The following is a 22,818-nucleotide window of genomic DNA, read 5'->3' on the forward strand; positions in this document are numbered from 1 at the left end:
GCGGCAGGCCGGCAGACGGTGCCGCGGGCACGACGGAGCGAGCCGGTGATTGTGTTGCATGAACGACACGGGTAAACCGCGCGGTTATGCCATCGCTTGAAAAGCCCCCGACCAGCCCGCTGCCGACGACCACGGTCAAGTGGCGCTTTCCCACCGTCCATCCCGAAGGCCACAAATATGCGGCGATCGCGCTCGGCATCACCCTGCTGGCGACGCTCGTCACCAAGGTGCTGTTCTGGCCGTTGCTCGGCGTCGTCGTCTGGGTGCTGACCTTCTTCCGCGATCCGATCCGCACCACGCCGGTCGGCGACGGTCTGATCATCGCGCCCGCCGACGGCCTCGTCACAATGATCCAGAAGGTGCCCGTGCCGCGCGAACTGGTCGGCGAGCTGGGCGAGGCGCCGCTGACCCGCGTGTCGATCTTCATGTCGGTGTTCGACGTGCACATCAACCGCACGCCGATCGCCGGGACGATCCGTCAGGTCGTCTATATCAGCGGCAAGTTCCTCAATGCCGATCTCGACAAGGCGTCCGACGAGAATGAGCGCCAGCATATCGTCGTCGAAGGCCGCGACGGGCGGCGGATCGGCTTCACCCAGATCGCCGGACTGGTGGCGCGGCGCATCGTGCCGTTCGTCAAACCGGGCGACATGGTCGCGACCGGGCAGCGTATCGGTCTGATCCGCTTCGGCAGCCGCGTCGACGTCTTCCTCCCCGACGACATCATCCCGCAGGTGACGCTCGGCCAGCGCTCGATCGCTGGCGAGACGGTGATCGGCCGCGTCGGCGGCACACCCGTCGCCGGGATCGCGCAGTGATGGAGCCACGCGATCCGGACGCCGCCCGCGTTGCGATGCCGCGCCGCTTGCCCCGCCGCCCACGCGGTCTGCCGCTGCGCGCGGTCGCGCCCAATGCGGTGACGGCGCTCGCGCTCTGTTCGGGCCTCAGCGGGGTGCGCTTCGCGATCGGCGGCGAATGGCAGAGCGCGGTGACGATGATCATGATCGCCGGCGTGCTCGACGGGCTCGATGGCCGCATCGCGCGGATGCTGCATGGGGAGAGCCGGTTCGGCGCGGAGCTCGATTCGCTGTCCGACGCGATATCGTTCGGCGTCGCGCCGGCGCTGATCATGTATCTGTGGGCGCTCGCCGCGCTGCCGCGGCTCGGCTGGATCAGCGCGCTGATCCTCGCGGTGTTCTGCGCCCTGCGCCTCGCCCGCTTCAACGCCGCGATCGATGCCGACGACCAGCCGCATAAATCCGCCGGCTTCCTGACCGGCGTGCCCGCACCGGCGGGGGCGGGGCTGGCGATGTTGCCGCTCTATTTCTGGTTCTGGACGGACCAGCCGATCTTCGCCAACCCCTATCTCGTCGCTATGTGGGTGGCGTTCATCGCACTGCTGATGGTGTCGAGCGTCGCGACCTTCTCCTGGGGATCGCTGCGCTTGCGGCGGACGATCCGCTTCGAGGCGATCGCCGGTGTGGTGCTGCTCGGTGCGGCTCTTGTGTCGGCGCCCTGGCATACGCTGAGCGCGATCTGCGTCGTCTATCTGGCGACCATCCCGTTCAGCGTCGCCAGTTATGCCCGGGTCAGGCGGCAGCGCGCTGGCGGCGGTCTGCCGGAAGCGAGGTCGACGCCCAGCGCCTGACGGCGATGCGGCGCTCGGCCAGCGCGAGTTGCGACAGGGGCGCGAAGGCGGGTTCGATCTGCCCCGAGGCGAGGCGGACGATCCGCTGCCATTGCGGCGCGACCGTCACGGCGATCACGCCGGCGGCGGTGGCGAACGCACCGGAGAATACGAGAACACTGACGACTGCAACCATCGGACCAACTCCCTGGCAGGCGCGAGCAGCCTGTGGATAACTCGCTTAACCATTGTTTAATCGGTGAGTTCCCGGCGTGTTCTGTGTTTTCCCGGTTTGGGTCGCCGCATCGCAGCTAAACCAGGATAGATTCGCCGTGTCCTCGCTTCGGACGCTTTATGTTCCGGTTGCGTTCCACGAGTCAAGTGGGATGGACCATCTTGCCTTTTCGCGTCCGGGCGGCTAGGGCGCACGCCTCAACACACCGCATGGGAAGCATCATAGCCCGGTGCGTGCGACTTCGGTCCGCGTCATCCGCTTCCCAGAGGCTCAACCGGAAGGAATCATCCTATGGCGGCTCCCGTCGTCACCATGCAGCAGCTTATCGAGACCGGCGCGCACTTCGGCCACCAGACGCATCGCTGGAACCCGAAGATGAAGCCCTACATCTTCGGCGACCGTAACGGCGTCCACATTCTCGACCTGTCGCAGACCGTTCCCCTCTTCGCCCGCGCGCTCGAGTTCGTCTCGTCGTCGGTCGCCAGCGGCGGCAAGGTGCTGTTCGTCGGCACCAAGCGCCAGGCGCAGGACGCCGTCGCCGATGCGGCGCGCCGTTCGGGCCAGCATTTCGTCAACCATCGCTGGCTGGGCGGCATGCTCACCAACTGGAAGACGATCAGCAACTCGATCAAGCGCCTGAAGTCGCTGGAAGAGCAGCTGTCGGGCGACACCCACGGCCTGACCAAGAAGGAAGTGCTCCAGCTCACCCGCGAGAAGGACAAGCTCGAGCTCAGCCTCGGCGGCATCCGCGACATGGGCGGCGTGCCCGACGTCATGTTCGTGATCGACGCGAACAAGGAAGAGCTGGCGATCAAGGAAGCCAATACGCTCGGCATCCCGGTCGTCGCGATCCTCGATTCGAACGTCTCGCCCGACGGTATCGCCTTCCCGGTGCCGGCGAATGACGACGCCAGCCGCGCCATCCGCCTCTATTGCGAGGCGATCGCCATCGCCGCGACGCGCGGCAACCAGGAGCAGCAGTCGCGCCGCGGCGTCGACCTGGGTGCGCAGGACGTCGCGCCGGTCGAGGAGGCGCTGACCGTGCCGACCCCGGCGGCCGAGCCCGAGCAGCAGGGCGCCGGCACGCTCGCTGGTGCGGGGGCCGAGGCCGAGCGCCAGATCGACGCGTAACCCGCGTCGCCGAACCGTCATGCGGGCGGGGTAGGGCGACGCCCTGCCTCGCCCGTAAACACATTCAGAACAAGGAATATGCAACATGGCTGAAGTTACCGCAGCGATGGTCAAGGACCTGCGCGAGAAGAGCGGCGCGGGCATGATGGATTGCAAGAAGGCGCTCAACGAGACCGCGGGCGACATGGATGCCGCGCTGGACTGGCTGCGCACCAAGGGCCTCGCCGCCGCGCAGAAGAAGTCGAGCCGTACCGCCGCCGAAGGTCTGGTCGGCGTCGCCACCGCCGGCACCAAGGGTGCCGCGGTCGAGGTCAATTCGGAGACCGACTTCGTCGCGAAGAACGACCAGTTCCAGCAGTTCGTCCGCGAAGTGACGCAGATCGCGCTCGCCACCGGCGGTGACGTCGAGGCGCTCAAGGCCGAGGCGATGCCGTCGGGCACCACCGTCGCCGAAGTGCTCACCAACAACATCGCGACGATCGGCGAGAATCAGTCGCTGCGTCGCGCCAAGCGGCTCGAAGTGTCGCAGGGTGCGGTCGTCTCCTACGTCCACAACCAGGCGTCGCCGGGTCTCGGCAAGATCGGCGTGCTCGTCGCGCTCGAATCGGACGCGTCGGACGAAGTGCTGCAGGGTCTCGGCAAGCAGCTGGCGATGCACATCGCCGCGGCCTTCCCCAAGGCGCTGAACGAGGAAGACCTCGACGAGGCGGAGATCGAGCGCGAGCGCGCGATCGCCACCGAGAAGGCCGCCGAATCGGGCAAGCCGGCCGACATCATCGCCAAGATGGTCGAAGGCGGCATCGCCAAGTTCCGCAAGGAGCATGCGCTGGTCAGCCAGCTGTTCGTGATGGACGGCAAGACCAAGATCAGCGACGTCGTCGCCAAGGCGGCCAAGGACGCCGGCGCCTCGATCGTGCTCAAGGACTATGTCCGCTTCCAGCTCGGCGAGGGCATCGAGAAGGAAGCCTCGGACTTCGCCGCCGAGGTCGCCGCGGCGAGCGGCGTCGCGCAGAAGTAAACGCTGCGCTTCGGCGCAGTCGGCTTCGGGAGGGCGCCGCGCGGGTTCGCGCGGCGCCCTTCGTGCGTCCGGAGCCGCCGCATTCCTGCGAACGCAGGAATCCACGGTCGAGCGGAGCGAAGACGGGTCGCGAAGGGCCGCCTAGGGCTCCTGCATCGGCAGGAGCTTGTACTTTTGTGGCGAGTGCTGGAGCCCGCCCGACCGCCTCCGCGCCTCCGCGCCTCCGCGCCTCCGCGCCTCCGCGCCTCCGCGCGAATGACTAAAGGCGGCGCGATTGCGCAAGACATCTTCGCGTCCTCGCGTGATAATCGGCGTCCGGGGGTGCTGAGTGGTGGAGGCCGGAACGAGTCCGGCGTGACGGACGGGGGCTGATCCGTCACGCGCACCACGAACGGCGTCAGGAATCCGCCGCCCTGCGCAACGGCGGGTCGCCCGGCTCATCGCCCCGCTAACCGGCGCAAACATCCGCCGCCGTTTGCAACCGTAGCGCGCCGGAGGTTGCCCCACGCCGCGCGCGCGCCTAAGGTCCGGCACGCTTTCTCCCACCAGCGATAGGAACTTATGACGTTCGCGCCGCGCTTCAAACGCATCTTGTTGAAACTGTCCGGCGAAGTGCTGATGGGCGAGGGCAGTGGCCTGTCCATCGATCCCGCCGTGACCGCGCGCGTCGCCGAGGAGATCGCCGACGTCAAGGCGCAGGGCTATGAGCTCTGCATCGTCGTCGGCGGCGGCAATATCTTCCGCGGCATCTCGGGCGCGGCGCGCGGCATGGAACGCGCGACCGGGGACTATATGGGCATGCTCGCGACGGTGATGAACGCGCTGGCGGTGCAGAATGCGCTCGAGCAGATCGGCGTCGAGACCCGCGTCCAGTCGGCGATCCCGATGGCGTCGGTGTGCGAGCCGTTCATCCGCCGCCGCGCCGAACGGCATCTCGAAAAGGGCCGCGTCGTGATCTTCGCGGCGGGTGTCGGCAGCCCGTTCTTCACCACCGATTCGGGGGCCGCGCTGCGCGCCGCCGAGATGAAGTGCGATGCCTTGTTCAAGGGCACGTCGGTCGACGGCGTCTACGATGCCGATCCCAAGAAGGTGCCGACCGCGACGCGCTACGACACGGTCAGCTATTCCAAGGTACTGTCCGACGACCTCAAGGTCATGGACGCCAGCGCGATCGCGCTGTGCCGCGACAACAACATTCCGATCGTCGTCTTCAACATCCGCGAACACGGCAATTTCGCCGCGGTGCTCGGCGGTGATGGCGTGTCGACGGTCGTCCAGAACGAACAGGAGTAAACCATGGCAGCCTATGACAAGGCCGACCTCGAACGCCGGATGGCGGGTGCGGTCGAAGCGCTCAAGCACGATCTCAACGGCCTGCGCACCGGCCGCGCCTCGACCGCGCTGCTCGATCCGGTCACCGTGGAAGTCTATGGCAGCCACATGCCGCTGGTGCAGGTCGCCACCGTCTCGGTGCCCGAGCCGCGGATGCTGTCTGTACAGGTGTGGGACAAGTCGAACGTCGGTCCGGTCGAAAAGGCGATCCGGTCGGCGGGTCTCGGGCTCAACCCGATCAACGACGGCCAGACGCTGCGCCTGCCGATCCCCGACCTGACCGAAGAGCGTCGCAAGGAACTCGCCAAGCTCGCCAACAAATATGCCGAGGGCGCGCGCATCGCGGTGCGCAACGTCCGCCGCGACGGCATGGACGCGCTCAAGACCGACGAGAAGAAGGGCCTGTTCGGCGAGGACGAGCGCAAGCGCCACGAGACCGAGGTGCAGAAGCTGACCGACGCGACGATCGCCGATCTCGATGCCGCCGCCGCCGCCAAGGAGAAGGAAATCCTCGGCAAGTGACCGGACGCGCGTCCGGCCCCTGCCGGCGCGGGCGTTCCGCCGCGCCTCGGAAATCAGCCCCATGAGCACCGCTCCGATCCTCTCTTCCGTCCCGGTCGATGCGGCCGTGCCGCGCCATGTCGCGATCATCATGGATGGCAATGGCCGCTGGGCGAAGGCGCGCCATCTGCCGCGCGTCGCGGGGCACAAGGCGGGTGTCGAGGCGGTGCGCCGCGTCACCCGCGCGGCGCGCGCCATGGGGGTCGAGGCGCTGACGCTCTACGCCTTTTCGTCGGAGAATTGGCGCCGGCCGGAGGATGAGGTCGGCGCGCTGATGGGCCTGCTGCGGCTGTTCATCCGCAGCGATCTCGCCGAACTGGTCGAGGAGAATGTGCGGTTGCGGGTGATCGGCGACTATCGCCGCTTCGCGCCCGATCTCGTCGCCTTGGTCGACGATGCGATGGCCAAGACCGCGCACAACAGCGGCCCGATCCTGGTGATCGCGCTCAACTACGGGTCGCAGGCCGAGCTGGTCGCGGCGACGCGCCGGCTCGCCGCCCGCGCCGCGGCGGGCGAGATCGACGCCGCGGCGATCACCGCCGACGATATCGAGGCGGAGCTCGACACCGCGGCGCTGCCGCCGCTCGATCTCGTCATCCGCTCGTCGGGCGAGCAGCGGCTGTCCAATTTTCTGTTGTGGCAGGCGGCCTATGCCGAGCTGCTGTTCGTCGACACCCTCTGGCCCGACTTCACCGCCGACACGCTCGCCGAGGCGATCGCGGCGTTCGGCCAGCGCCAGCGGCGCTACGGCGGCCTGTGAGCGACGCGCCGTCCGGCAGCCGCCGATCGGAACTGGCGACGCGCACGCTGACCGGGCTGGCGCTGGTCGCGCTCGCGCTGGTCGCGCTGGCGCTCGGCGGGTTCGTCTTCTGGCTGGTCGTCGTCACCATCGGCGTGTTCATGATGGCCGAGTGGAGCGACCTCAACGGTGCCGACGCCAAGACCAAGCGTCTCGGCCAATATGTGCTGTCGGTGCCGCTGGCGATCATGTGCCCGCTCGCCGCGGGTCCGGATTTCTTCGCATTGGGGCTGCTCGCCGGCGCCTTCTTCTTCCTGACGATCATCACCCGGCGGCCGCAGCTCGGCCTCGGCATCTTCTATTGCGGCCTGCCGATCTATGCGCTGCTGCTGATCCGGCACGAGCCCGACGGGCTGCGCAACGCTTTATGGGCGCTGAGCCTCGTCTGGGCGACCGATATCGGCGCCTATTTCGCCGGGCGCAGCATCGGCGGACCCAAGCTCGCGCCGCGCGTCAGCCCCAACAAGACCTGGGCGGGGCTGATCGGCGGGATCGCGCTGGCGACGGTGCTGGCGATGACGATGGCGCAGCTCTACCGGCTGCCCGGCCGGTTCGTGCTGGCGACGCCGTTGCTCGCGATCCTCGCGCAGCTCGGCGACTTGTTCGAAAGTCACCTCAAGCGCCGCGCCGGCGTCAAGGATTCGGGCAGCGTCATTCCCGGCCATGGCGGCTTTCTCGACCGGCTCGACGGTGTCGTGCCGGTGATGCCGGTCGCCGCGCTGCTCGTCGTCGTGCCGCTCGCTTTCTGACATGAAGACCATCTCCATCCTCGGTGCGACCGGCTCGGTCGGCACCTCGACGCTCGATCTCGTCGAGCGCGAACCCGATCGCTTCCGGGTGCGGGCGCTCACCGCCAATGCGGATGTCGTCGGGCTCGCCGCGGCAGCGCGGCGGACCCGCGCCGAGATCGCGGTCGTCGCCGACGAATCGTGCCTGCCCGCATTGCGCGCGGCGCTCGCCGGCACCGCGACCGAGGCGGCGGGCGGACGACAGGCGATCTGCGATGCCGCCGCCGGGGCCGACTGGACGATGGGCGCGATCGTCGGCTGCGCCGGGCTCGAGCCGGTGATGGCGGCGATCCGTCACGGCGGCACGGTGGTGCTCGCCAACAAGGAGCCGCTCGTCTCGGCGGGTGAGGTGATCCTCGCCGCCGCGGCGCAGTCGGGCGCGACGCTGCTCCCCGCCGACAGCGAGCATAATGCGATCTTCCAATGTTTCGACTTTGCGCGCCCCGAGGGCGTGCGGCGGATCATCCTCACCGCGAGCGGCGGGCCGTTCCGCGACTGGACGCGCGAGCAGATGGCGTCGGTCACCGTCGAACAGGCGGTCGCGCATCCCAATTGGTCGATGGGCGCGAAGATCAGCGTCGACAGCGCGACGATGATGAACAAGGGCCTCGAACTGATCGAGGCGGCGCGGCTGTTCCCGGTGCCGCACGAGCGGATCGAGGTGGTGATGCACCGCCAGTCGGTGATCCATTCGATGGTCGATTACGTCGACGGCTCGATGCTCGCGCAGCTCGGCCCCAGCGACATGCGCGTGCCGATCGCGCATACGCTCGCCTGGCCGCGGCGGATGGCGACGCCGATGGCGCCGCTGGATCTCGTCGCGATCGGCCGGCTCGACTTCGAGGCGTGCGATCCGGCGCGCTTTCCGGCGCTGGCGCTCGCCCGCGCGGCGCTGGAGGCGGGCGGTGCGCGCCCGGCGATCCTCAACGCCGCCAACGAGGTCGCGGTGGCAGCGTTTCTCGACCGGCGGATCGGCTTCCTCGAAATTGCCGCAATCGTCGCAGATACATTGGAGCAATATGATCCGCCGGCTCCGGACACACTGGAGGCGGTCCTCGCCATCGACGGCGCGGCGCGACGAATGGCGGACGAACGGATAACAGGTTATGGTCAGGGGCGTGTAAAGGGTCGCGCGTGAAGGATTGCCCAGCTTGATCCAGTCCCCCGGCGTTCCGATGGCGGTGCTCGCCTTTCTGTGCGCGATCGGTCCGCTCGTCTTCATCCACGAGATGGGCCATTATCTCGCCGGGCGCCTGTTCGGCGTCAAGGCGGAGGCCTTTTCGATCGGCTTCGGTCGCGAGATCGTCGGCGTCACCGATTCGCGCGGCACGCGCTGGAAATTCGGCTGGCTGCCGCTCGGCGGCTATGTCCGCTTCGCCGGCGACATGAACCCGGCGAGCCAGCCCGATGCCGCCTGGCTGGCGCTGCCCGCCGCCGAGCGCGCCCGCACCTTCCAGGCCAAGCCGCTGTGGCAGCGCGCGATCATCGTCGCCGCCGGCCCGGCGATCAACCTCATCCTCGCCGTGCTGATCCTCGCGGGCTTCGCGCATGTCTATGGCGTCGACCGCACGCCCGCGGTGATCGGGACGGTGATCGCCGGTCAGCCCGGCGCCAGGGCGGGCCTGCAACCGGGCGACCGCATCGTCGCGATCGACGGCCAGCCGATCGCGGCGTTCAGCGAGGTCGCGCGCTATGCGCTGATCCGCCCCGGCGAGGCGGTGACGCTGCGCGTCGCGCGCGGCGGGCAGACGCTGACGCGGACGCTGGCGATTGGCACCGTCCACCAGCGCGACCGGTTCGGCAATGCCTATCGCATCGGCCGGATCGGCATCGGCAGCGGCGAGCCGGTGCTCGCGCCGGTCGGGCTGATCGAGGCGCCGGCAGCAGGCGTGCGGATGACCGCGGACATCATCTCGGGGACGCTCGCGACGCTCGGCCAGATCATCAGCGGGCGGCGTTCGATCGACGAACTCGGCGGGCCGATCCGCATCGCCAAGATCTCCGGCGAGCAGATGGCGCTGGGGCTGCCCGCCTTCGTCTGGCTGGTCGCGATGCTGTCGATCAATCTGGGGTTCATCAATCTGCTGCCAGTACCGATGCTCGATGGCGGCCACCTCTTCTTCTACGCGATCGAGGCGATCCGCCGGCGGCCGCTCGAACCCCAGGTGCAGGAATGGGCCTTTCGTGGCGGACTCGCCGCGGTGCTGGCGCTGATGCTGATCGTGACCTTCAATGATTTGAGTGCAGTCGGTTTGTGGCAGCGGCTGGCCGGCTTGATCGGCTGAGCGGCTTGGGGCAGGGCAGCGTCCTGCGTCCCGACGGATATTTGATCCTGACGTATTTGGGGTGGGTTGAGTGACAGCGATGAGAAGTTCCAAGTTCGCGCCGGTGAGCGCCGCATTGCTCGCCGGCACGATGCTGTCAGGCATGCCGGCGATGGCGCAGACCGCGCCCGAGCCCGCCGCGACTCCCGCTGCGCCGGCGACCGGCCAGACGGCGACGCCGGCCCCGGCACCGACGCCTGCCCCTGCGCCGACGCCCGCAACCCGCCGCGCGCGTACCGCGACGCCGGCGACCGCCCCCGCTACCGGCGCCGCGCAGACCGCCGCGCCTGCCGCGCAGGCGAGCGCGCCCGCGCCGGTGCGGCTGATCAAGACGTTGCGCGTCGAGGGATCGCAGCGCATCGAGCCGGAGACGGTGCTCTCCTACACCAAGCTGCGCGTGGGCATCCCCTACACCGCCGAGACGCTTGATCAGGCGCTGAAGGATTTGCAGGCGTCCGACCTGTTCGTCGACTTCTCGATCGCGGGCGTCGAGACCGGCGACATCGTGCTGCGCGTGCGCGAGAACCCGATCATCAACCGGGTCATCCTTGAGGGCAACAAGGCGCTCAAGAGCGACAAGATCACCAAGGAGATCAAGCTCGCCCCGCGGCAGATCTTCACCCGCACCGCGGTCCGCCAGGATGTGTCGCGGATCATCGAACTCTACCGCCGCCAGGGCCGCTTCGCCGCGGTGATCAGCCCGAAGATGGTCAGCCTCGACCAGAATCGCGTCGACGTGGTGTTCGAGATCACCGAGGGCCCCAAGTCCAAGGTCCGCCAGATCAACATCATCGGCAACGAACTGTTCAGCGATTCGAAGCTGCGCGGCGAGATGGTGACCAAGGAATCGCGCTGGTTCCGCTTGCTGTCGTCGAACACCAGCTACGATCAGGACCGGCTCAACTACGACCAGCAGAAGCTGCGGCAATTCTACCTGACCGAGGGCTATGCCGATTTCCGCGTCACCAGCGCGGTGGCGGAACTCACCCCCGACAAGCGGGACTTCATCATCACCTACGTGGTCGAGGAAGGGAAGCGCTACAAGTTCGGCGACGTCACCGTCGACAGCGAGATCCGCGATTTCGACAACAAGAAGCTGGCGGCGTCGCTGCCGGTCAAGAAGGGCGACTGGTATAACGCCAAGCTGGTCGAAACCTCGATCGACCAGCTGAGCGAGGCCGCCGGCCTGTTCGGCTATGCCTTCACCGACGTGCAGCCGGACTATAACCGCGACGCCGAAACGCTGACGATGGGGATGAACTTCCACATCGCGCAGGCGCAGCGCACCTATGTCGAGCGGATCGACATCAACGGCAACACGCAGACCCAGGACAAGGTGGTCCGCCGCGAGATCCGCCTGGCGGAAGGCGACGCGTTCAACAGCTTCCAGGTCAAGCGTTCGCAGGATCGCATCAACAGCCTGGGCTTCTTCCAGGACAAGATGGAGATCAAGCAGGTCCCCGGCTCGTCCCCCGATCGCATCATCCTCGACACCACGCTGGAAGAGAAGAGCACCGGCGAGCTGCAGCTGTCGGTCGGCTATTCGAGCCTCGAACGCTTCATCATCCAGGCCAATATCACGCAGAACAACTTCCGCGGCAAAGGTCAGGTGCTGCGCGCCGGCGTCAATTATTCGACCTATTCGAAGTCGGTCGAGCTGGGCTTCACCGAGCCGTACCTGTTCGACAAGAACGTCGCGATCGGCGTCGACGTGTTCCGGCGCGATTATAATTCCTTCAACTATATCGGTACGCAGCGGCAGACGACCTATTCGCAGGTGTCGACCGGTTTCCAGGTCCGCGCCGGTGTGCCGCTGACCGAATATTGGTCGCTCGCCGGCCGCTACGGCCTGTCCTATGATGAGGTCGGACTCGACGAGGCGACCTATTTCACCGACGGCGCCTGCGATCCGCTCAAGGCCGGCCGCTATCTGTGCGAGGCGATCGGCAACCGCTGGACCTCGTCGGTCGGCTATTCGCTGATCTACGACAGCCTCAACAGCCGCCTGCGGCCGACTGCGGGCCAGCGGTTCAGCTTCAGCCAGGATTTCGCCGGGCTCGGCGGCGACGTCAAATATATCCGCACCCGCGTCGAAGGATCGAAATTCGTCAACGTCGGCTCGGGCTTCATCGGCTCGCTGGTCGGCGAGGCGGGCTATATCCATTCGCTCGAAGGCAGCCGCGGCCCCGGCGTCGACCGGATCCGCATCACCGACCGCTTCTATCTCGGAGAACCGCAGTTCCGCGGCTTCGATATCCGCGGCGTCGGCCCGCGCGTGCAGCGGCAGGCCTATACGGTCGATACGACGACGGGGAAGCAGATCCTCGTCACCGATCGCAACCAGCTGGTCGACGATGCGCTCGGCGGCCGGGCCTATTACCTCGCCCGCGCCGAGCTGGAGATTCCGCTCGGCGCCGGTGCGCGCGAGCTCGGTCTGCGGCCGTCGATCTACGTCCAGGCGGGCAGCCTGTGGGGGCTGACGCGGCCGTTGCCGACCGCCAATTTCCCGACGATCACCGATGCCAATGGCAACACCACGGTGTTGCCGATCCAGCGGCTGCTGGTCGATTCGTCGGGTCGGCAATTGTATCAGGTGCCGTCCGACGCCGCGACCGGGGCAGGTACCTATACCACCTGCGCGATCGGTTATTCGGCGACGCTGGGCGGCACCTGCGCCGGCTCGTCGACCAACGCCATCTCCTATCAGGCGTCGATCTCGCCGTTCAAGGAAACCTATTACGGCAGCAGCCCGACGCCGCGCGTCAGCATCGGCATCGGCGTCAACTGGACATCGCCCTTCGGTCCGCTGCGGATCGATCTTGCCAAGGCGCTCGTCACGCAAAAGGGTGACGATCCCAAGCTTGTTACCTTCAATGTGGGGACTCAGTTCTAATGAAGACGATCACCAAGACCTCGCTGGCGGCGCTCGCCGGCGCCTCGATCGCGCTTGCCGGTGCGGCGACCGCGCAGACCGCCGGTATCGCCACCGCGCAGGCCGATGCGGCGATCTTCAGCGCCAAGGCGTTCGATGCTGCCAACCAGCAGATCTCGACCACCTACAAGGCCCAGCTCGATCAGGCTGCGGCGGCGCAGAATACGCTCAACACGCAGCTGCGCACGCTGCTCGACACCAACAAGGACGGCCAGATCAGCCAGGCCGAGGCCGCCGCGGCGGAAGGCAATGGCGCGGTCGCCAACCAGGTCCGCGCCGCGCAGGCGAAGGCGCAGCCGGCGATCGAGGCCGCGCAGGGCCCGGCGATCAAGGCGCAGGCCTATGCGCTCGAGCAGGTCACCGCCAAATATGACCCGGCGCTGCGCGCCGTCGTCGCCGCCAAGAAGATCAGCATCGTGCTCGCGCCCAATGCGATCCAATATGCGCCGCCGGCGACCGACGTGACCCGCGACATCATCGCCGAGATCGACCGCAGCACGCCGACCGTCTCGATCACCCCGCCGGCCAACTGGCAGCCGCAGCAGCAGACCGTCGAGCTGCTGCAGCAGTACCGCCAGCTCGTCTACGCCAACGCCGCGCGTCGTCAGCAGGCCGGTGCGCCCGCGCCCGCCGCCGGCACCCCGGCACCCGCCGCCGGTGCGACGCCGCGCGCGACCCCGCAGGGCCGCTGAGGCGCAACCGGGTGAGCGACGACACCGAAGCGCAGGGCCGTACCCTCGGCCCGCTCGATATCGGGCGGGTCATGGCGGCGCTGCCGCATCGCTACCCGATGCTGCTGGTCGACCGGGTCGAGGAATTGCTCCTCGACCGGTCGATCGCGGCGATCAAGGCGGTGACGATCAACGAAGGCTTCTTCCAGGGGCATTTCCCCGGACGGCCGATTATGCCGGGCGTGCTGATCGTCGAGGCGCTGGCGCAGGCGGCGGGCATCCTCGCGGTCGAAAGCCTCGGCCTCGCCGGATCGGGCAAGCTCGTCTATTTCATGGCGATCGAGGGCGCGAAGTTCCGCAAGCCGGTCGAACCCGGCGTGCTGCTGCGGCTCGAGGTCAGCTTCGTCCAGAAGCGCAGCTCGGTTTGCAAATTCGCCGGTGTCGCCCGGATCGACGGGCAGGTCGTCGCCGAGGCGAATTTCACCGCGATGATCGCCGATCCGCCCAAGGCGTAGGCGGCGAACCGGCTTTCCCCTCTGCCGTGACCCCCGAGGGGGGCAGGTGAATCCCACCTGTCCTCCGACAGGCGCGGTGCGAACGGGGAAAGCATCACGTTTTGACTTTACCGCGGCGCTCCTCTACGGGCGCCGCTTCGCAAAGGCTGGTCGGAACCAGCCACATCAGGAGCGCAGACGCGTGAAGAAAGATACCCATCCCGACTATCACATGATCAAGGTGCAGATGACCGACGGCACCGTGTTCGAGACCCGCTCCACCTGGGGCAGGGAAGGCGACACGATGCAGCTCGACATCGACCCGCTGGCGCATCCGGCATGGACCGGCGGTCGCGGCACGATGCTCGACGCGGGCGGCCAGGTCGCGCGCTTCAACAAGCGGTTCGGCGGCGGGCTCACCCTGCGCAAGAGCTAAGACACGTATTTACCCGAACATAACCATGGTCGGTTACGACCATAGGTTATGTTCGCGGCAGAGTTCGAACCTGCAGTGTCGCACGGCCGGCGTGTCGCCGAGCGCGCGCCGGTGTCGATCGACGGCGATATCGGCAAGGCGCGCCGCACCCTGTGCAGGGTGGTCGACATTTCGATCCACGGCGCCCGCCTGCTGACCTATTGCCCCCTCATCCCCCATAGCATGATCTGGCTCACCCTGCCGGAGGCGGGATCGCTCGCCGCCGAGGTGCGCTGGGCGGAGGACTATGCCGCCGGCTGCCGCTTCATGACGGCGCTCGATCCGGAGGTGTTCGAGCGGCTGGTCGCACTCAATCGCGCAGGGCGTTGACGCAACTCGGCTCTTGATCCCGCCCGCCGACGTCGCCATAGGCTTGCGCGGGAGTCGGGCGGACGTGGTCGTCGCCAACCCGGTCAGGTCCGGAAGGAAGCAGCCGCAACGATTTCGCCGCGGGTCGTCCCGGCTCCCACCCTCTTCATCGCTGCAAGGGCGTTACCGCTTGAGCCAGGAGCGCTCGCGGAACCATTTGGTGACGATATATTTCGTCCCTTCGACTACCGCCGTTCCCTCGTGCAGCGTCGCGGTATTGGGCGTACCGTCGGGGTTCATGTTGTTCCAGGCGAGAAGCAGCCCGCGACGCGGCGCGATCTTGAACCCGGCCTGCGGAAACCAGGTCGCACCGCCGTCCGCGACGTCGTTGAGGTAGATCATCGTCGTCCAGGTGCGCTGCCCGCCCGACGCCTGCATCTGCTGCCAATAGCTCTCGGTCTCGTGGAAATAATCGTGGTGGGCGCGGAAATGCTGGCCGGGGGCGTAGCGCTGGCCCTGCAGGGTCTCGCCGTGATCGGCCGGCAGGCCGAGCAGCCCGGCGATCGCCTCGTCGATCGGCTGCACCTCGGGGGCGTAGCGGTTCATGTCGCAGCTTTCGCTCGTCCGGAAGCCGGGATCGGCGCGATCCGAGAGCAGCGACGAGGGCCGGCGATTGGCGTCGATCATCGCGACCAGCGTCTCGCACTGCGCTGCGTCGAGGAAGTCGAGATGATAATAGATCTGGATCGCCGGCACCTCCGCGCGGGTCACCGCCGGATTGGCGTCGAGCCGCTGCGCGACGGCGACGCCGGCTTGCTGGCGGAGCGGCGAGGGGGCGGGCGCTTTCTTGCGGCGGGCGAACATGGCAGCAGAGATGCCGTCGCCCGCCGACAAAAACAACATGCTCAGTAGAAGATGTCGTACACCGTATCGATCACCTGACCGCTGCGCAGGTCGACGAGCAGCGCGTCGTCATAATAGCGGACCCAGCGATAGGGGCCATAGGCTTCGGGCAGGCGATAGGCATAGGGGTCGCTGATCCAATAGCTGCGTCCGAACAAAACCGGCGACAGCGACACGCCGACGCCGAATCGGCGATAGCCGCGCCCCCAGCCGGACGGCGCGTAATAGCGCGGCAGGCGATAGGCGCCGCGATTGCTCGCGCGATAGTCGTTCCAGTCGTAGCGGCCGTCGTTGCGCCAGCCGCGGTCCCAGCCGCCCCGCTCGGCTAAGCGCCGGCCGTCCTGCCAGTCCCGGCGCTGCGGACCGTCGTCGCGGCGGCGATCCCAGCCGCGATCGTCGCCGGGCCCGCGATTGGCCCAGCGCGGGCCGTCGCGGTCGGGTCCGGGGCCACGATTCGGTCCGGGGCGATCGGCGGCGGGACCGCGATCACCGCCCGGCCCGCGATCGGGGGCGGGGGGACGATCGGGGGCGGGGGCGGGGCGATCGCCACGGCCCTGCCAGCCACGATCGGCGACGCGGGGCGGACCGCCGTCGTCCGGCCGTGGGCCGCGGTCATCCGGCCGCGGGCCGGGGCGGCCGGGTCCGTCGGGGCCACGCTGATCCCAGTTGCGCCGGCCATCCTGCGCCTGTGCCGCCACGGGCATCAGCATCGATGCGGCGAGCAGCGCCTTGATCACGGTCTTCATCGTCCTTCGTCCTCGTCCGCCGGCGCACGAGCCGGCCCGGATGATGACCGATACTTGCACCACAGCCGCTGTGACGAAGCTGAATACCTCTGTCAGCGTTGCGAAAGCTTGGGCGGGACCAGAGCTGGAACGACGCGCGCCGCATCGGCCGGGTCGATACCCGGGCGGGCGCCGGCGGGGATCGTCTCCTCACCCCGCGCGGCACGGCCGGCGCGCTGGATCGCCTCGATCAGCCGCGGATAGACGCCGCAGCGGCACAGGTTGCGGATCGCACCGCGGATATCCGCCTCGCTCGGGTCGGGACGATGGTTGAGCAGGACCGACGCCGCCATCAGCATGCCGGGGATGCAAAAGCCGCACTGCGTCACGTTGGCGGCGAGGAAGGCGAGCTGCAACGGGTGGTTGCGCTCGCGCGACAGGCCCTCGATCGTGGTGACGAAGCTGCCCTCGATCCGCCCGATCGCGACCTGGCACGACAGCACCGCCCGCCCGTCGACATCGACGGTGCAGGCGCCGCAATCGCCGCTGCCACAGCCATATTTCGTGCCGGTGAGGTTCGATGCGTCACGCAGCGCCCAGAGCAGCGGCGTCTCCGGATCGAGGCGATATTCGACCGGCTGGTTGTTGACGGTAAGGCGCGCCATGTCCGGCCCTTAGCCGCAAAGCCCGGCATGTCGCCAGACCGTCACCGCTCGTCATCGCCCGAACCGAGCCGGGGGGCAGGGCGGTCGCAGGCGAGCGCGGCGTCGGAGAAGCGGATCGGCGTGCGCAGGCCGCGGATCGGGTCCGACCCGATCACCAGGCCGCGCGCGGCGATCTGCGGATCGGTAAGCGCCTGTTCGACGGAGTTGATCGGTCCCGCCGGCACGCCGGCCGCGGCGAGGCGCGCGAGCAAATCGTCGCGCGCGAAGGTCCGCGTCGCCGCGGTGATCTGCGCGAACAACGCCTCGCGGTTGGCGAGGCGCAGCGCGTTGCTGGCATAGCGCGGATCGTCGGCGTCGATCCCGGCGATCGCGCAGAAGCGGCGGAACTGGCCGTCGTTGCCGACCGCGAGGATGAACCAGCCGTCGCTCGTCTCGAACACCGCATAGGGGCAGACGTTGAGGTGGGCGTTGCCGACGCGCGCCGGAGTGACGCCGCTGGCGAAATAATTCGCTGCCTGATTGGCGAGCACGCCGGTCATCGAATCAAGCAGCGCCATGTCGATCCACTGGCCGCGCCCGGTCCGCTCGCGCATCGCCAGCGCCGCCTGGATCGCGATCACCGCATAGAGGCCGGTAGTGATGTCGGCCATCGCCACGCCGATCTTCTGCGGCGCGCCGTCGGGATCGCCGGTCAGGTCCATCATCCCGCTCATCCCCTGGACGATGAAGTCATAGCCGGCGCGCGCCGCATAGGGGCCGTCCTGCCCGAAGCCGGTGATCGAGCAATAGACGAGGCGGGGATTGATCGCCGACAGGCTCGCATAATCGAGGCCGTATTTGGCGAGGCCGCCGACCTTGAAATTCTCAATCAGAACGTCGGCCTCGGCGGCGAGCGCGCGGACCTGTGCCTGCCCCGCGGCGGTGGTGAAGTCGATGACGTGGCTGGTCTTGCCGCGGTTGCAGGCGTGGAAATAGGCGGCGTCGCGGCCGCCGTCGGGATAGTCGACGAAGGGCGGCCCCCAGCTGCGCGTATCGTCGCCGGCGGGGCTCTCCACCTTGGTGACGGTGGCGCCGAGGTCGGCGAGCACCTGCCCCGCCCAGGGGCCGGCGAGGATGCGCGCCAGCTCGAGCACCTTGAGGCCGGCGAGCGGATGCGCGCGCCCCGCCGCCTCGGTCAAAACGCCGCGATCCCGGTGATCGCGCGGCCGAGGATCAGCGCGTGGACGTCGTGCGCGCCCTCATAGGTGTTGACCGTTTCGAGGTTCATCAGGTGGCGCATCACCTGATATTCGCCGGAAATGCCGTTGCCGCCGTGCATGTCGCGGCTGACCCGGGCGATGTCGAGCGCCTTGCCGACGTTGTTGCGCTTGACCAGCGAGACCATCTCGGGCGCGAACCGGCCCTCGTCCATCAGCCGCCCGACGCGCAAGCTGGCCTGCAGGCCCAGCGCGATCTCCGTCTCCATATCGGCGAGCTTCTTCTGATAGAGCTGCCGCCCGGCGAGCGGCGTGCCGAACTGCTTGCGGTCGAGGCCGTATTGGCGCGCCGCGTGGAAGCAGTATTCGGCGGCGCCGAGCGCGCCCCAGCTGATCCCGTAACGCGCGCGGTTGAGGCAGCCGAACGGGCCCTTCAGCCCCTCGACATGCGGCAGCAGCGCGTCGTCGCCGACCTCGACATCGTCCATCACGATGCCGCCGGTGATCGACGCGCGCAGCGACAATTTGCCCTCGATCTTGGGCGCGGACAGGCCCTTCATTCCCTTGGTGAGGACGAAGCCGCGGATCGCGCCGCCATGCGCGTCCGACTTGGCCCAGACGACGAAGACGTCGGCGATCGGCGAATTCGAAATCCAGGTCTTGGCGCCATTGAGGACGTAGCCGCCGTCGACCTTGCGCGCGCGGGTGGTCATCCCGCCGGGGTCGGAGCCGGCATCGGGCTCGGTCAGGCCGAAGCAGCCGATGAACTCGCCGCTGGCGAGGCGCGGCAGCAGGCTGCGCTTCTGCTCCTCGGAGCCATAAGCGAAGATCGGATACATGACGAGGCTCGACTGGACGCTCATCATCGAGCGGTACCCCGAATCGATCCGCTCGACCTCGCGCGCGACGAGGCCGTAGGCGACGTAACTCGCGCCGACACCGCCATATTCTTCTGGAAGGGTCGGGCCGAGCAGGCCGAGTTCGCCCATTTCGCGGAAGATCGCCGGATCGGTATGCTCGTCGCGGAAGGCGGCGACGATGCGCGGCGCCAGCCGGTCCTGCGCATAGCCGCGCGCGGTGTCGCGGATCATCCGCTCGTCCTCGCTCAACTGGTCGTCGAGCAGGAAGGGATCGGCCCAGTCGAACTTGCCCATGCCCGCCATCATCATCTCCTTTTGGAAGGCGCGGTACGGGGGAAGGCGGGGCGGGGCAAGCCCTGCGTCACAGGCTGGTGCGGACGTCGAGCAGCTCGGGGAAGAAGCGGTGCGAGACGACGCGGGCGAGATAGGGCACGCCCGCGGTGCCGCCGGTGCCCGACTTGAAGCCGATCACCCGCTCGACCGTCTTGAGGTGGCCGAAGCGCCAGAGCTGGACGTGATATTCGAGGTCGACCAGCTTCTCGGCCAGCTCGTACAGGTCCCAATAGGCGTGCGGCTGCGCATAGACGGTCGCCCAGCAGGCCTCGACCGCCGGCGAAGGCGGCGCGGTGTCGGTGAAGTCGCGCGCCAGCCGCTCGGCCGGCACCGGCAGGCCGCGGCGCGCGAGCAGGCGCAGCGCCTCGTCATAGAGGCTCGGCACGGCGAGTTCGGCGGCGAGCCGCTCGCGCACCGCCGGCTCGTCGAACAGGTCGATCATCGCCGCATTGCGGTTGCCGAGGATGAATTCGAGGCAGCGATATTGATCCGACTGGAAGCCCGAACTCTGGCCGAGGCTGCCGCGCATCGCGGCATAATCGGCGGGCGTCATCGTCGCCAGCACCTCCCACGACTGGATCAGCTGCGTCTGGATGCGGCTGACCCGCGCCATCATCTTGAGCGCGGGCGGCAGATCGTCCACCGCGATCCGCCGCCGCGCTTCGCCCAGTTCGTGCAGGCAGAGCTTCATCCACAATTCGGACGCCTGGTGGATCGTCACGAACAGCAGCTCGTCATGCACGCCGCTGAGCGGCGATTGCAGGTCGAGCAGCTCGGGCAGGCGCAGGTAGCTGCGATAGGTGATCGTCATCGCGGCAGCCTATCGCAACCGGCCTCACTGCTCCAGCAGCAGCACCTCCAGCGTCGCGCGGTCGCCGCGGCGGCGTGTGACGATCAGGTCGGCGACGATCGCGGCGGGGACGGGCAGATCCTCCTCGGGCAGAGCGTCCAGCCACGCCGCGGCGTCGCCGCCGGCGATGGCGAGGTCGATCGTCAGGCGCACGCCGGTGAAGGTCGCGCTCGACCAGGGGCGTTCGTGCAGCCCGAGCGGATGGAACGTCAGGCCATGGCAGGCGGCGCTCGCGGCGAGCGCGCGGCGCAGGCGGCGGTGCGGCAGCGTCATGTGCATCATGCCCCCGCTCCGTCGAGATACCGGATGATCCGCGCCTCGACCGACGGGCCGACGACGCGCCCACGCACCATGTCGGTGACGAGTCGCGGGTCGTTGACGGTGCGCTTGCCGAACTCGCTGCGCGACATGCGCGAACGGCGGAGATAGCGATCGATCCTGAGCAGCAATGACATGGCTTCCCTCCCGAGTCCGGCGATTGCGTTCCTGATCTGTTCCTGTCTTTCCAACTTGTCTAGGAAAATTTCCTACGATACGGTCGCGGGCGATGGACGCAGAGGATCCCCGCCGGCGGCTGACCGCCCTTGCCGCGGCGCGGGGTGACAGCCTCGCCGCGCTGTCGCGGATGCTCGGGCGCAACGATGCCTATCTTCAGCAGTTCGTCGCGCGCGGATCGCCACGCCGGCTCGCCGACGACGATCGGCGGCGGCTGAGCGACTATTTCGGCGTGGCGGACAGCGAGCTGGGCGGTCCGGCCGCGTCGCGCCTGTTCGCGCTGCCGCGGCTCGACGTCGCCGCCTCGGCGGGGCCGGGCGCGTTCGTCGATACCGAGATCGTGCTCGGCACGGCGGCGCTCGATCCGGCGCTGGCGACGCAGCTCGGCCTGCGCGACGGCATGGCGGCGATCGTGCGGGTGCGGGGCGATTCGATGGAGCCGGGGCTGATCGACGGCGATCTGATCGTCGTCGACCGCGCCCGTGCGCGCCCCGATGCGCAACCGCGCGTGCACGTCGTGCGGATCGACGGCACGGTGATGGTCAAGCGCGTCGCGCGGCGGGGTGGGCGGATCACCGTCACCAGCGACAATCCCGCTGCGCCGCCGGTGCCGGCGGGGGCGGTCGAGGTGATCGGACGCGTCGTCTGGCTGATGCGCGCGCCGCGCTGATCAGCGGCGGCTGTCGCGCAGCCACACCGCGATCGCGCCGGCCGCGCCGATCGCCAGCCCGGCGAGAAAGCCGATCGTCACCTGCCCCTGGATGAGGCCGACGATCGCACCCCCGATCGAACAGATCGCGACGAGGATGCCGCCCGCGGCGGAGGGAGGGGTTTCGGCCATGCCCGTCCCTGCCACGTCCCGCGGCGAGACGCCAGCGTCCCCCGACGGGACGGGCGGGACGGCGACGCGGCGGCGGTTTACCATCGTCCTCCGCCAGTTCCGCGCATCCTCACCATATGGCACGGCGCGTGTAACGGCACGGGGATGCACACCGATCCCGCCATCGCCATCCACCTCGACGACGCGCAGCAGGTGGCGGAGGCGACCGACCTGATCGCCCGCTTCGGCGAGGACGCGCCGGTCGAGGCGGCTATCCGCGCTGGGCGGATGCGCGACATCGGCAATGTCGTCCACTTCTGCCGCTGGCGACAGACCGGCCGGCTGGTCGCGCTGCTGGTGGCGGATACGGCGGTGGGGACGGTGCACTAGGCGCGGCGCCAGCAGCGCCGCATGCCGGTCTCAGCCGATCCCGCGCCCCGTCGCGGTCCACCAGATCCCGCCGAGCAGGTGATCCAGATACCGCCCGTCCCGGTACATGTCGGCATTGTGGCCGAGCAGGGTGACGAAGACGCGGCCCTTCTCGTACGTATGATACCAGGCCTCGGGATGGTCCTTGCCCATCGGCCGGCCGACCTGGCCGGGCCAGATCAGCGTCGGGTCGTAGCTCGTCTCGTCGACGCCGAGCACCGGGTGGATGGTGACGCGATAGGGATTGGTGGTGACGTAATATTCGTCGCTCCAGATCCAGCGGTCGGGCAGCGCGAAGGTCGCGGGAAAGCGCGGGTCGAGCTTGGTGACCGCGGCGGTCTGCAGCTTGGGGTGGTTGACGAAGCTGCGCCCGACCATCCGCTCATACCACGGCCAGGCGGCGGCCGGGACGATCGCGGCGCGGTGCACCACCATCGCATTGCCGCCGCCGCGCATATAGGCCTCGAACCGGCGGCGGCGCGGCTCGCTCAGCGTCTCGGGCGGCGTGTTGAGGAACATCACCGCGGCATAGGGGCCGAGGTCGCCGTCGAACGGTGCACCGTCGGCGGACCAGGTGACGGCGAAGGCATGCAGCCGCGCCAGCCGTTCGATGCTGTCGCGCGCGACCGGGATATATTCGTAATGGTAGGTGCTCGGCGCGGCGATCACCAGCAGCTTGAACTGGTCCTCCGCCGCGGCGGGGACGGCGGTCAGCGTCGCGGCGAGCGCGGCGATCGTCAGCATCGGTCTCATGGTTTCCGGCTTCGCGCGCGTGGCGGGCCGAGGCAAGCGCCACTTTGGTCGGGCTGGCGGCTGCCGCGGCGGCGCGCCCGGGCGAACGATAAG

Annotated in this window: 28 protein-coding genes and 1 other RNA gene; 18 read left to right on the forward strand and 11 right to left on the reverse strand. The window is 68.5% G+C overall.

The window, feature by feature from the left end; all coding sequences use genetic code 11:
• Positions 1 to 86 precede the first annotated feature (86 nt).
• Positions 87 to 818, forward strand: a complete 732-nt coding sequence (locus tag PBN85_RS07975; RefSeq protein WP_037535418.1) for a phosphatidylserine decarboxylase — start codon at positions 87 to 89, stop codon at positions 816 to 818.
• A 35-nt stretch (positions 819 to 853) separates the two neighbouring features.
• Positions 854 to 1,648, forward strand: coding sequence for a CDP-alcohol phosphatidyltransferase family protein (locus PBN85_RS07980; protein WP_037535433.1), 795 nt, complete (start codon positions 854 to 856; stop codon positions 1,646 to 1,648).
• On the opposite strand, the gene PBN85_RS07985 is transcribed toward PBN85_RS07980, so the two are convergent.
• On the reverse strand, positions 1,590 to 1,823 hold the full coding sequence (locus tag PBN85_RS07985) for a hypothetical protein (protein WP_271300695.1): 234 nt from the start codon (positions 1,821 to 1,823) through the stop codon (positions 1,590 to 1,592). The two genes, PBN85_RS07980 and PBN85_RS07985, sit on opposite strands and share 59 nt — an antisense overlap.
• Positions 1,824 to 2,153: 330 nt before the next feature.
• Here PBN85_RS07985 and rpsB point away from each other — a divergent pair, with 330 nt between their 5' ends.
• From rpsB to ffs, 14 genes are all read left to right on the forward strand, one after another.
• A complete protein-coding gene (rpsB, locus tag PBN85_RS07990; RefSeq protein WP_037535420.1) occupies positions 2,154 to 2,993 on the forward strand; it encodes a 30S ribosomal protein S2 in 840 nt (279 codons plus the stop codon).
• Positions 2,994 to 3,078: 85 nt separating this feature from the next.
• Positions 3,079 to 4,011 (forward strand): translation elongation factor Ts, encoded by a 933-nt coding sequence (gene tsf, locus PBN85_RS07995; protein ID WP_037535421.1) that lies wholly within the window; start codon positions 3,079 to 3,081, stop codon positions 4,009 to 4,011.
• Positions 4,012 to 4,572: 561 nt separating this feature from the next.
• A complete protein-coding gene (gene pyrH, locus PBN85_RS08000) occupies positions 4,573 to 5,304 on the forward strand; it encodes a UMP kinase (RefSeq protein ID WP_037535422.1) in 732 nt (243 codons plus the stop codon).
• A 3-nt stretch (positions 5,305 to 5,307) separates the two neighbouring features.
• On the forward strand, positions 5,308 to 5,865 hold the full coding sequence (gene frr, locus PBN85_RS08005; RefSeq protein WP_037535423.1) for a ribosome recycling factor: 558 nt from the start codon (positions 5,308 to 5,310) through the stop codon (positions 5,863 to 5,865).
• 61 nt (positions 5,866 to 5,926) lie between these two features.
• Positions 5,927 to 6,664 (forward strand): isoprenyl transferase, encoded by a 738-nt coding sequence (locus PBN85_RS08010; protein WP_051583542.1) that lies wholly within the window; start codon positions 5,927 to 5,929, stop codon positions 6,662 to 6,664.
• The gene (locus tag PBN85_RS08015) at positions 6,661 to 7,452 is read left to right on the forward strand and encodes a phosphatidate cytidylyltransferase (protein WP_271300696.1); all 792 of its coding nucleotides are present in this window, start codon (positions 6,661 to 6,663) and stop codon (positions 7,450 to 7,452) included. The genes PBN85_RS08010 and PBN85_RS08015 overlap by 4 nt, the downstream gene beginning before the upstream one ends.
• Before the next feature lies 1 nt (position 7,453).
• Positions 7,454 to 8,629: a 1-deoxy-D-xylulose-5-phosphate reductoisomerase gene (locus PBN85_RS08020; protein ID WP_271300697.1), complete on the forward strand. Its 1,176-nt coding sequence runs from the start codon at positions 7,454 to 7,456 to the stop codon at positions 8,627 to 8,629.
• Positions 8,630 to 8,642: 13 nt separating this feature from the next.
• Complete coding sequence (gene rseP, locus PBN85_RS08025) at positions 8,643 to 9,776, forward strand: RIP metalloprotease RseP (protein WP_271300698.1); 1,134 nt, start codon at positions 8,643 to 8,645, stop codon at positions 9,774 to 9,776.
• Positions 9,777 to 9,855: 79 nt separating this feature from the next.
• Positions 9,856 to 12,708: an outer membrane protein assembly factor BamA gene (bamA, locus tag PBN85_RS08030; RefSeq protein WP_271300699.1), complete on the forward strand. Its 2,853-nt coding sequence runs from the start codon at positions 9,856 to 9,858 to the stop codon at positions 12,706 to 12,708.
• A complete protein-coding gene (locus tag PBN85_RS08035; protein WP_037535428.1) occupies positions 12,708 to 13,439 on the forward strand; it encodes an OmpH family outer membrane protein in 732 nt (243 codons plus the stop codon). Before bamA ends, PBN85_RS08035 begins: the two co-directional genes overlap by 1 nt.
• Positions 13,440 to 13,450: 11 nt before the next feature.
• Positions 13,451 to 13,933, forward strand: a complete 483-nt coding sequence (gene fabZ / locus PBN85_RS08040) for a 3-hydroxyacyl-ACP dehydratase FabZ (protein WP_037535429.1) — start codon at positions 13,451 to 13,453, stop codon at positions 13,931 to 13,933.
• A 181-nt stretch (positions 13,934 to 14,114) separates the two neighbouring features.
• On the forward strand, positions 14,115 to 14,348 hold the full coding sequence (rpmE, locus tag PBN85_RS08045) for a 50S ribosomal protein L31 (RefSeq protein ID WP_271300700.1): 234 nt from the start codon (positions 14,115 to 14,117) through the stop codon (positions 14,346 to 14,348).
• Positions 14,349 to 14,396: 48 nt separating this feature from the next.
• Positions 14,397 to 14,717, forward strand: a complete 321-nt coding sequence (locus PBN85_RS08050) for a PilZ domain-containing protein (protein WP_271300701.1) — start codon at positions 14,397 to 14,399, stop codon at positions 14,715 to 14,717.
• A gap of 46 nt (positions 14,718 to 14,763) precedes the next feature.
• Positions 14,764 to 14,861, forward strand: an RNA gene (gene ffs, locus PBN85_RS08055) — signal recognition particle sRNA small type.
• Between the two features lie 18 nt (positions 14,862 to 14,879).
• Here ffs and PBN85_RS08060 read toward each other — a convergent pair.
• The 8 genes from PBN85_RS08060 to PBN85_RS08095 form a co-directional block, all read right to left on the reverse strand.
• On the reverse strand, positions 14,880 to 15,599 hold the full coding sequence (locus PBN85_RS08060; protein ID WP_373276467.1) for a 2OG-Fe(II) oxygenase: 720 nt from the start codon (positions 15,597 to 15,599) through the stop codon (positions 14,880 to 14,882).
• Between the two features lie 2 nt (positions 15,600 to 15,601).
• Complete coding sequence (locus tag PBN85_RS08065) at positions 15,602 to 16,345, reverse strand: RcnB family protein (protein ID WP_271300702.1); 744 nt, start codon at positions 16,343 to 16,345, stop codon at positions 15,602 to 15,604.
• Between the two features lie 92 nt (positions 16,346 to 16,437).
• Entirely contained in the window at positions 16,438 to 16,989 is a 552-nt protein-coding gene (locus tag PBN85_RS08070) for a (2Fe-2S)-binding protein (protein WP_271300703.1), read from the reverse strand.
• Between the two features lie 41 nt (positions 16,990 to 17,030).
• On the reverse strand, positions 17,031 to 18,167 hold the full coding sequence (locus PBN85_RS08075; RefSeq protein ID WP_271300704.1) for a CaiB/BaiF CoA transferase family protein: 1,137 nt from the start codon (positions 18,165 to 18,167) through the stop codon (positions 17,031 to 17,033).
• Complete coding sequence (locus PBN85_RS08080; protein WP_271300862.1) at positions 18,164 to 19,348, reverse strand: acyl-CoA dehydrogenase; 1,185 nt, start codon at positions 19,346 to 19,348, stop codon at positions 18,164 to 18,166. The genes PBN85_RS08075 and PBN85_RS08080 overlap by 4 nt, the downstream gene beginning before the upstream one ends.
• A 58-nt stretch (positions 19,349 to 19,406) precedes the next feature.
• Positions 19,407 to 20,189: a tryptophan 2,3-dioxygenase gene (locus PBN85_RS08085; protein ID WP_271300705.1), complete on the reverse strand. Its 783-nt coding sequence runs from the start codon at positions 20,187 to 20,189 to the stop codon at positions 19,407 to 19,409.
• Positions 20,190 to 20,213: 24 nt separating this feature from the next.
• Complete coding sequence (locus PBN85_RS08090) at positions 20,214 to 20,510, reverse strand: hypothetical protein (RefSeq protein ID WP_271300706.1); 297 nt, start codon at positions 20,508 to 20,510, stop codon at positions 20,214 to 20,216.
• Entirely contained in the window at positions 20,507 to 20,683 is a 177-nt protein-coding gene (locus PBN85_RS08095) for a hypothetical protein (RefSeq protein ID WP_200870428.1), read from the reverse strand. Before PBN85_RS08095 ends, PBN85_RS08090 begins: the two co-directional genes overlap by 4 nt.
• A 92-nt stretch (positions 20,684 to 20,775) precedes the next feature.
• Between PBN85_RS08095 and PBN85_RS08100 the strand changes: the two genes are divergently transcribed.
• Positions 20,776 to 21,393, forward strand: coding sequence for a S24 family peptidase (locus PBN85_RS08100; protein WP_271300707.1), 618 nt, complete (start codon positions 20,776 to 20,778; stop codon positions 21,391 to 21,393).
• On the opposite strand, the gene PBN85_RS08105 is transcribed toward PBN85_RS08100, so the two are convergent.
• A complete protein-coding gene (locus PBN85_RS08105; RefSeq protein WP_200870427.1) occupies positions 21,394 to 21,564 on the reverse strand; it encodes a hypothetical protein in 171 nt (56 codons plus the stop codon).
• 144 nt (positions 21,565 to 21,708) lie between these two features.
• Between PBN85_RS08105 and PBN85_RS08110 the strand changes: the two genes are divergently transcribed.
• The gene (locus PBN85_RS08110; protein ID WP_037534901.1) at positions 21,709 to 21,933 is read left to right on the forward strand and encodes a hypothetical protein; all 225 of its coding nucleotides are present in this window, start codon (positions 21,709 to 21,711) and stop codon (positions 21,931 to 21,933) included.
• A 30-nt stretch (positions 21,934 to 21,963) separates the two neighbouring features.
• Here PBN85_RS08110 and PBN85_RS08115 read toward each other — a convergent pair whose 3' ends face one another.
• On the reverse strand, positions 21,964 to 22,725 hold the full coding sequence (locus PBN85_RS08115; RefSeq protein ID WP_037534900.1) for a ThuA domain-containing protein: 762 nt from the start codon (positions 22,723 to 22,725) through the stop codon (positions 21,964 to 21,966).
• Positions 22,726 to 22,818 lie beyond the last annotated feature (93 nt).

The sequence above is a fragment of the Sphingomonas sp. CV7422 genome (assembly GCF_027945725.1).
Taxonomy (GTDB): Bacteria; Pseudomonadota; Alphaproteobacteria; order Sphingomonadales; family Sphingomonadaceae; genus Sphingomonas; species Sphingomonas kyungheensis.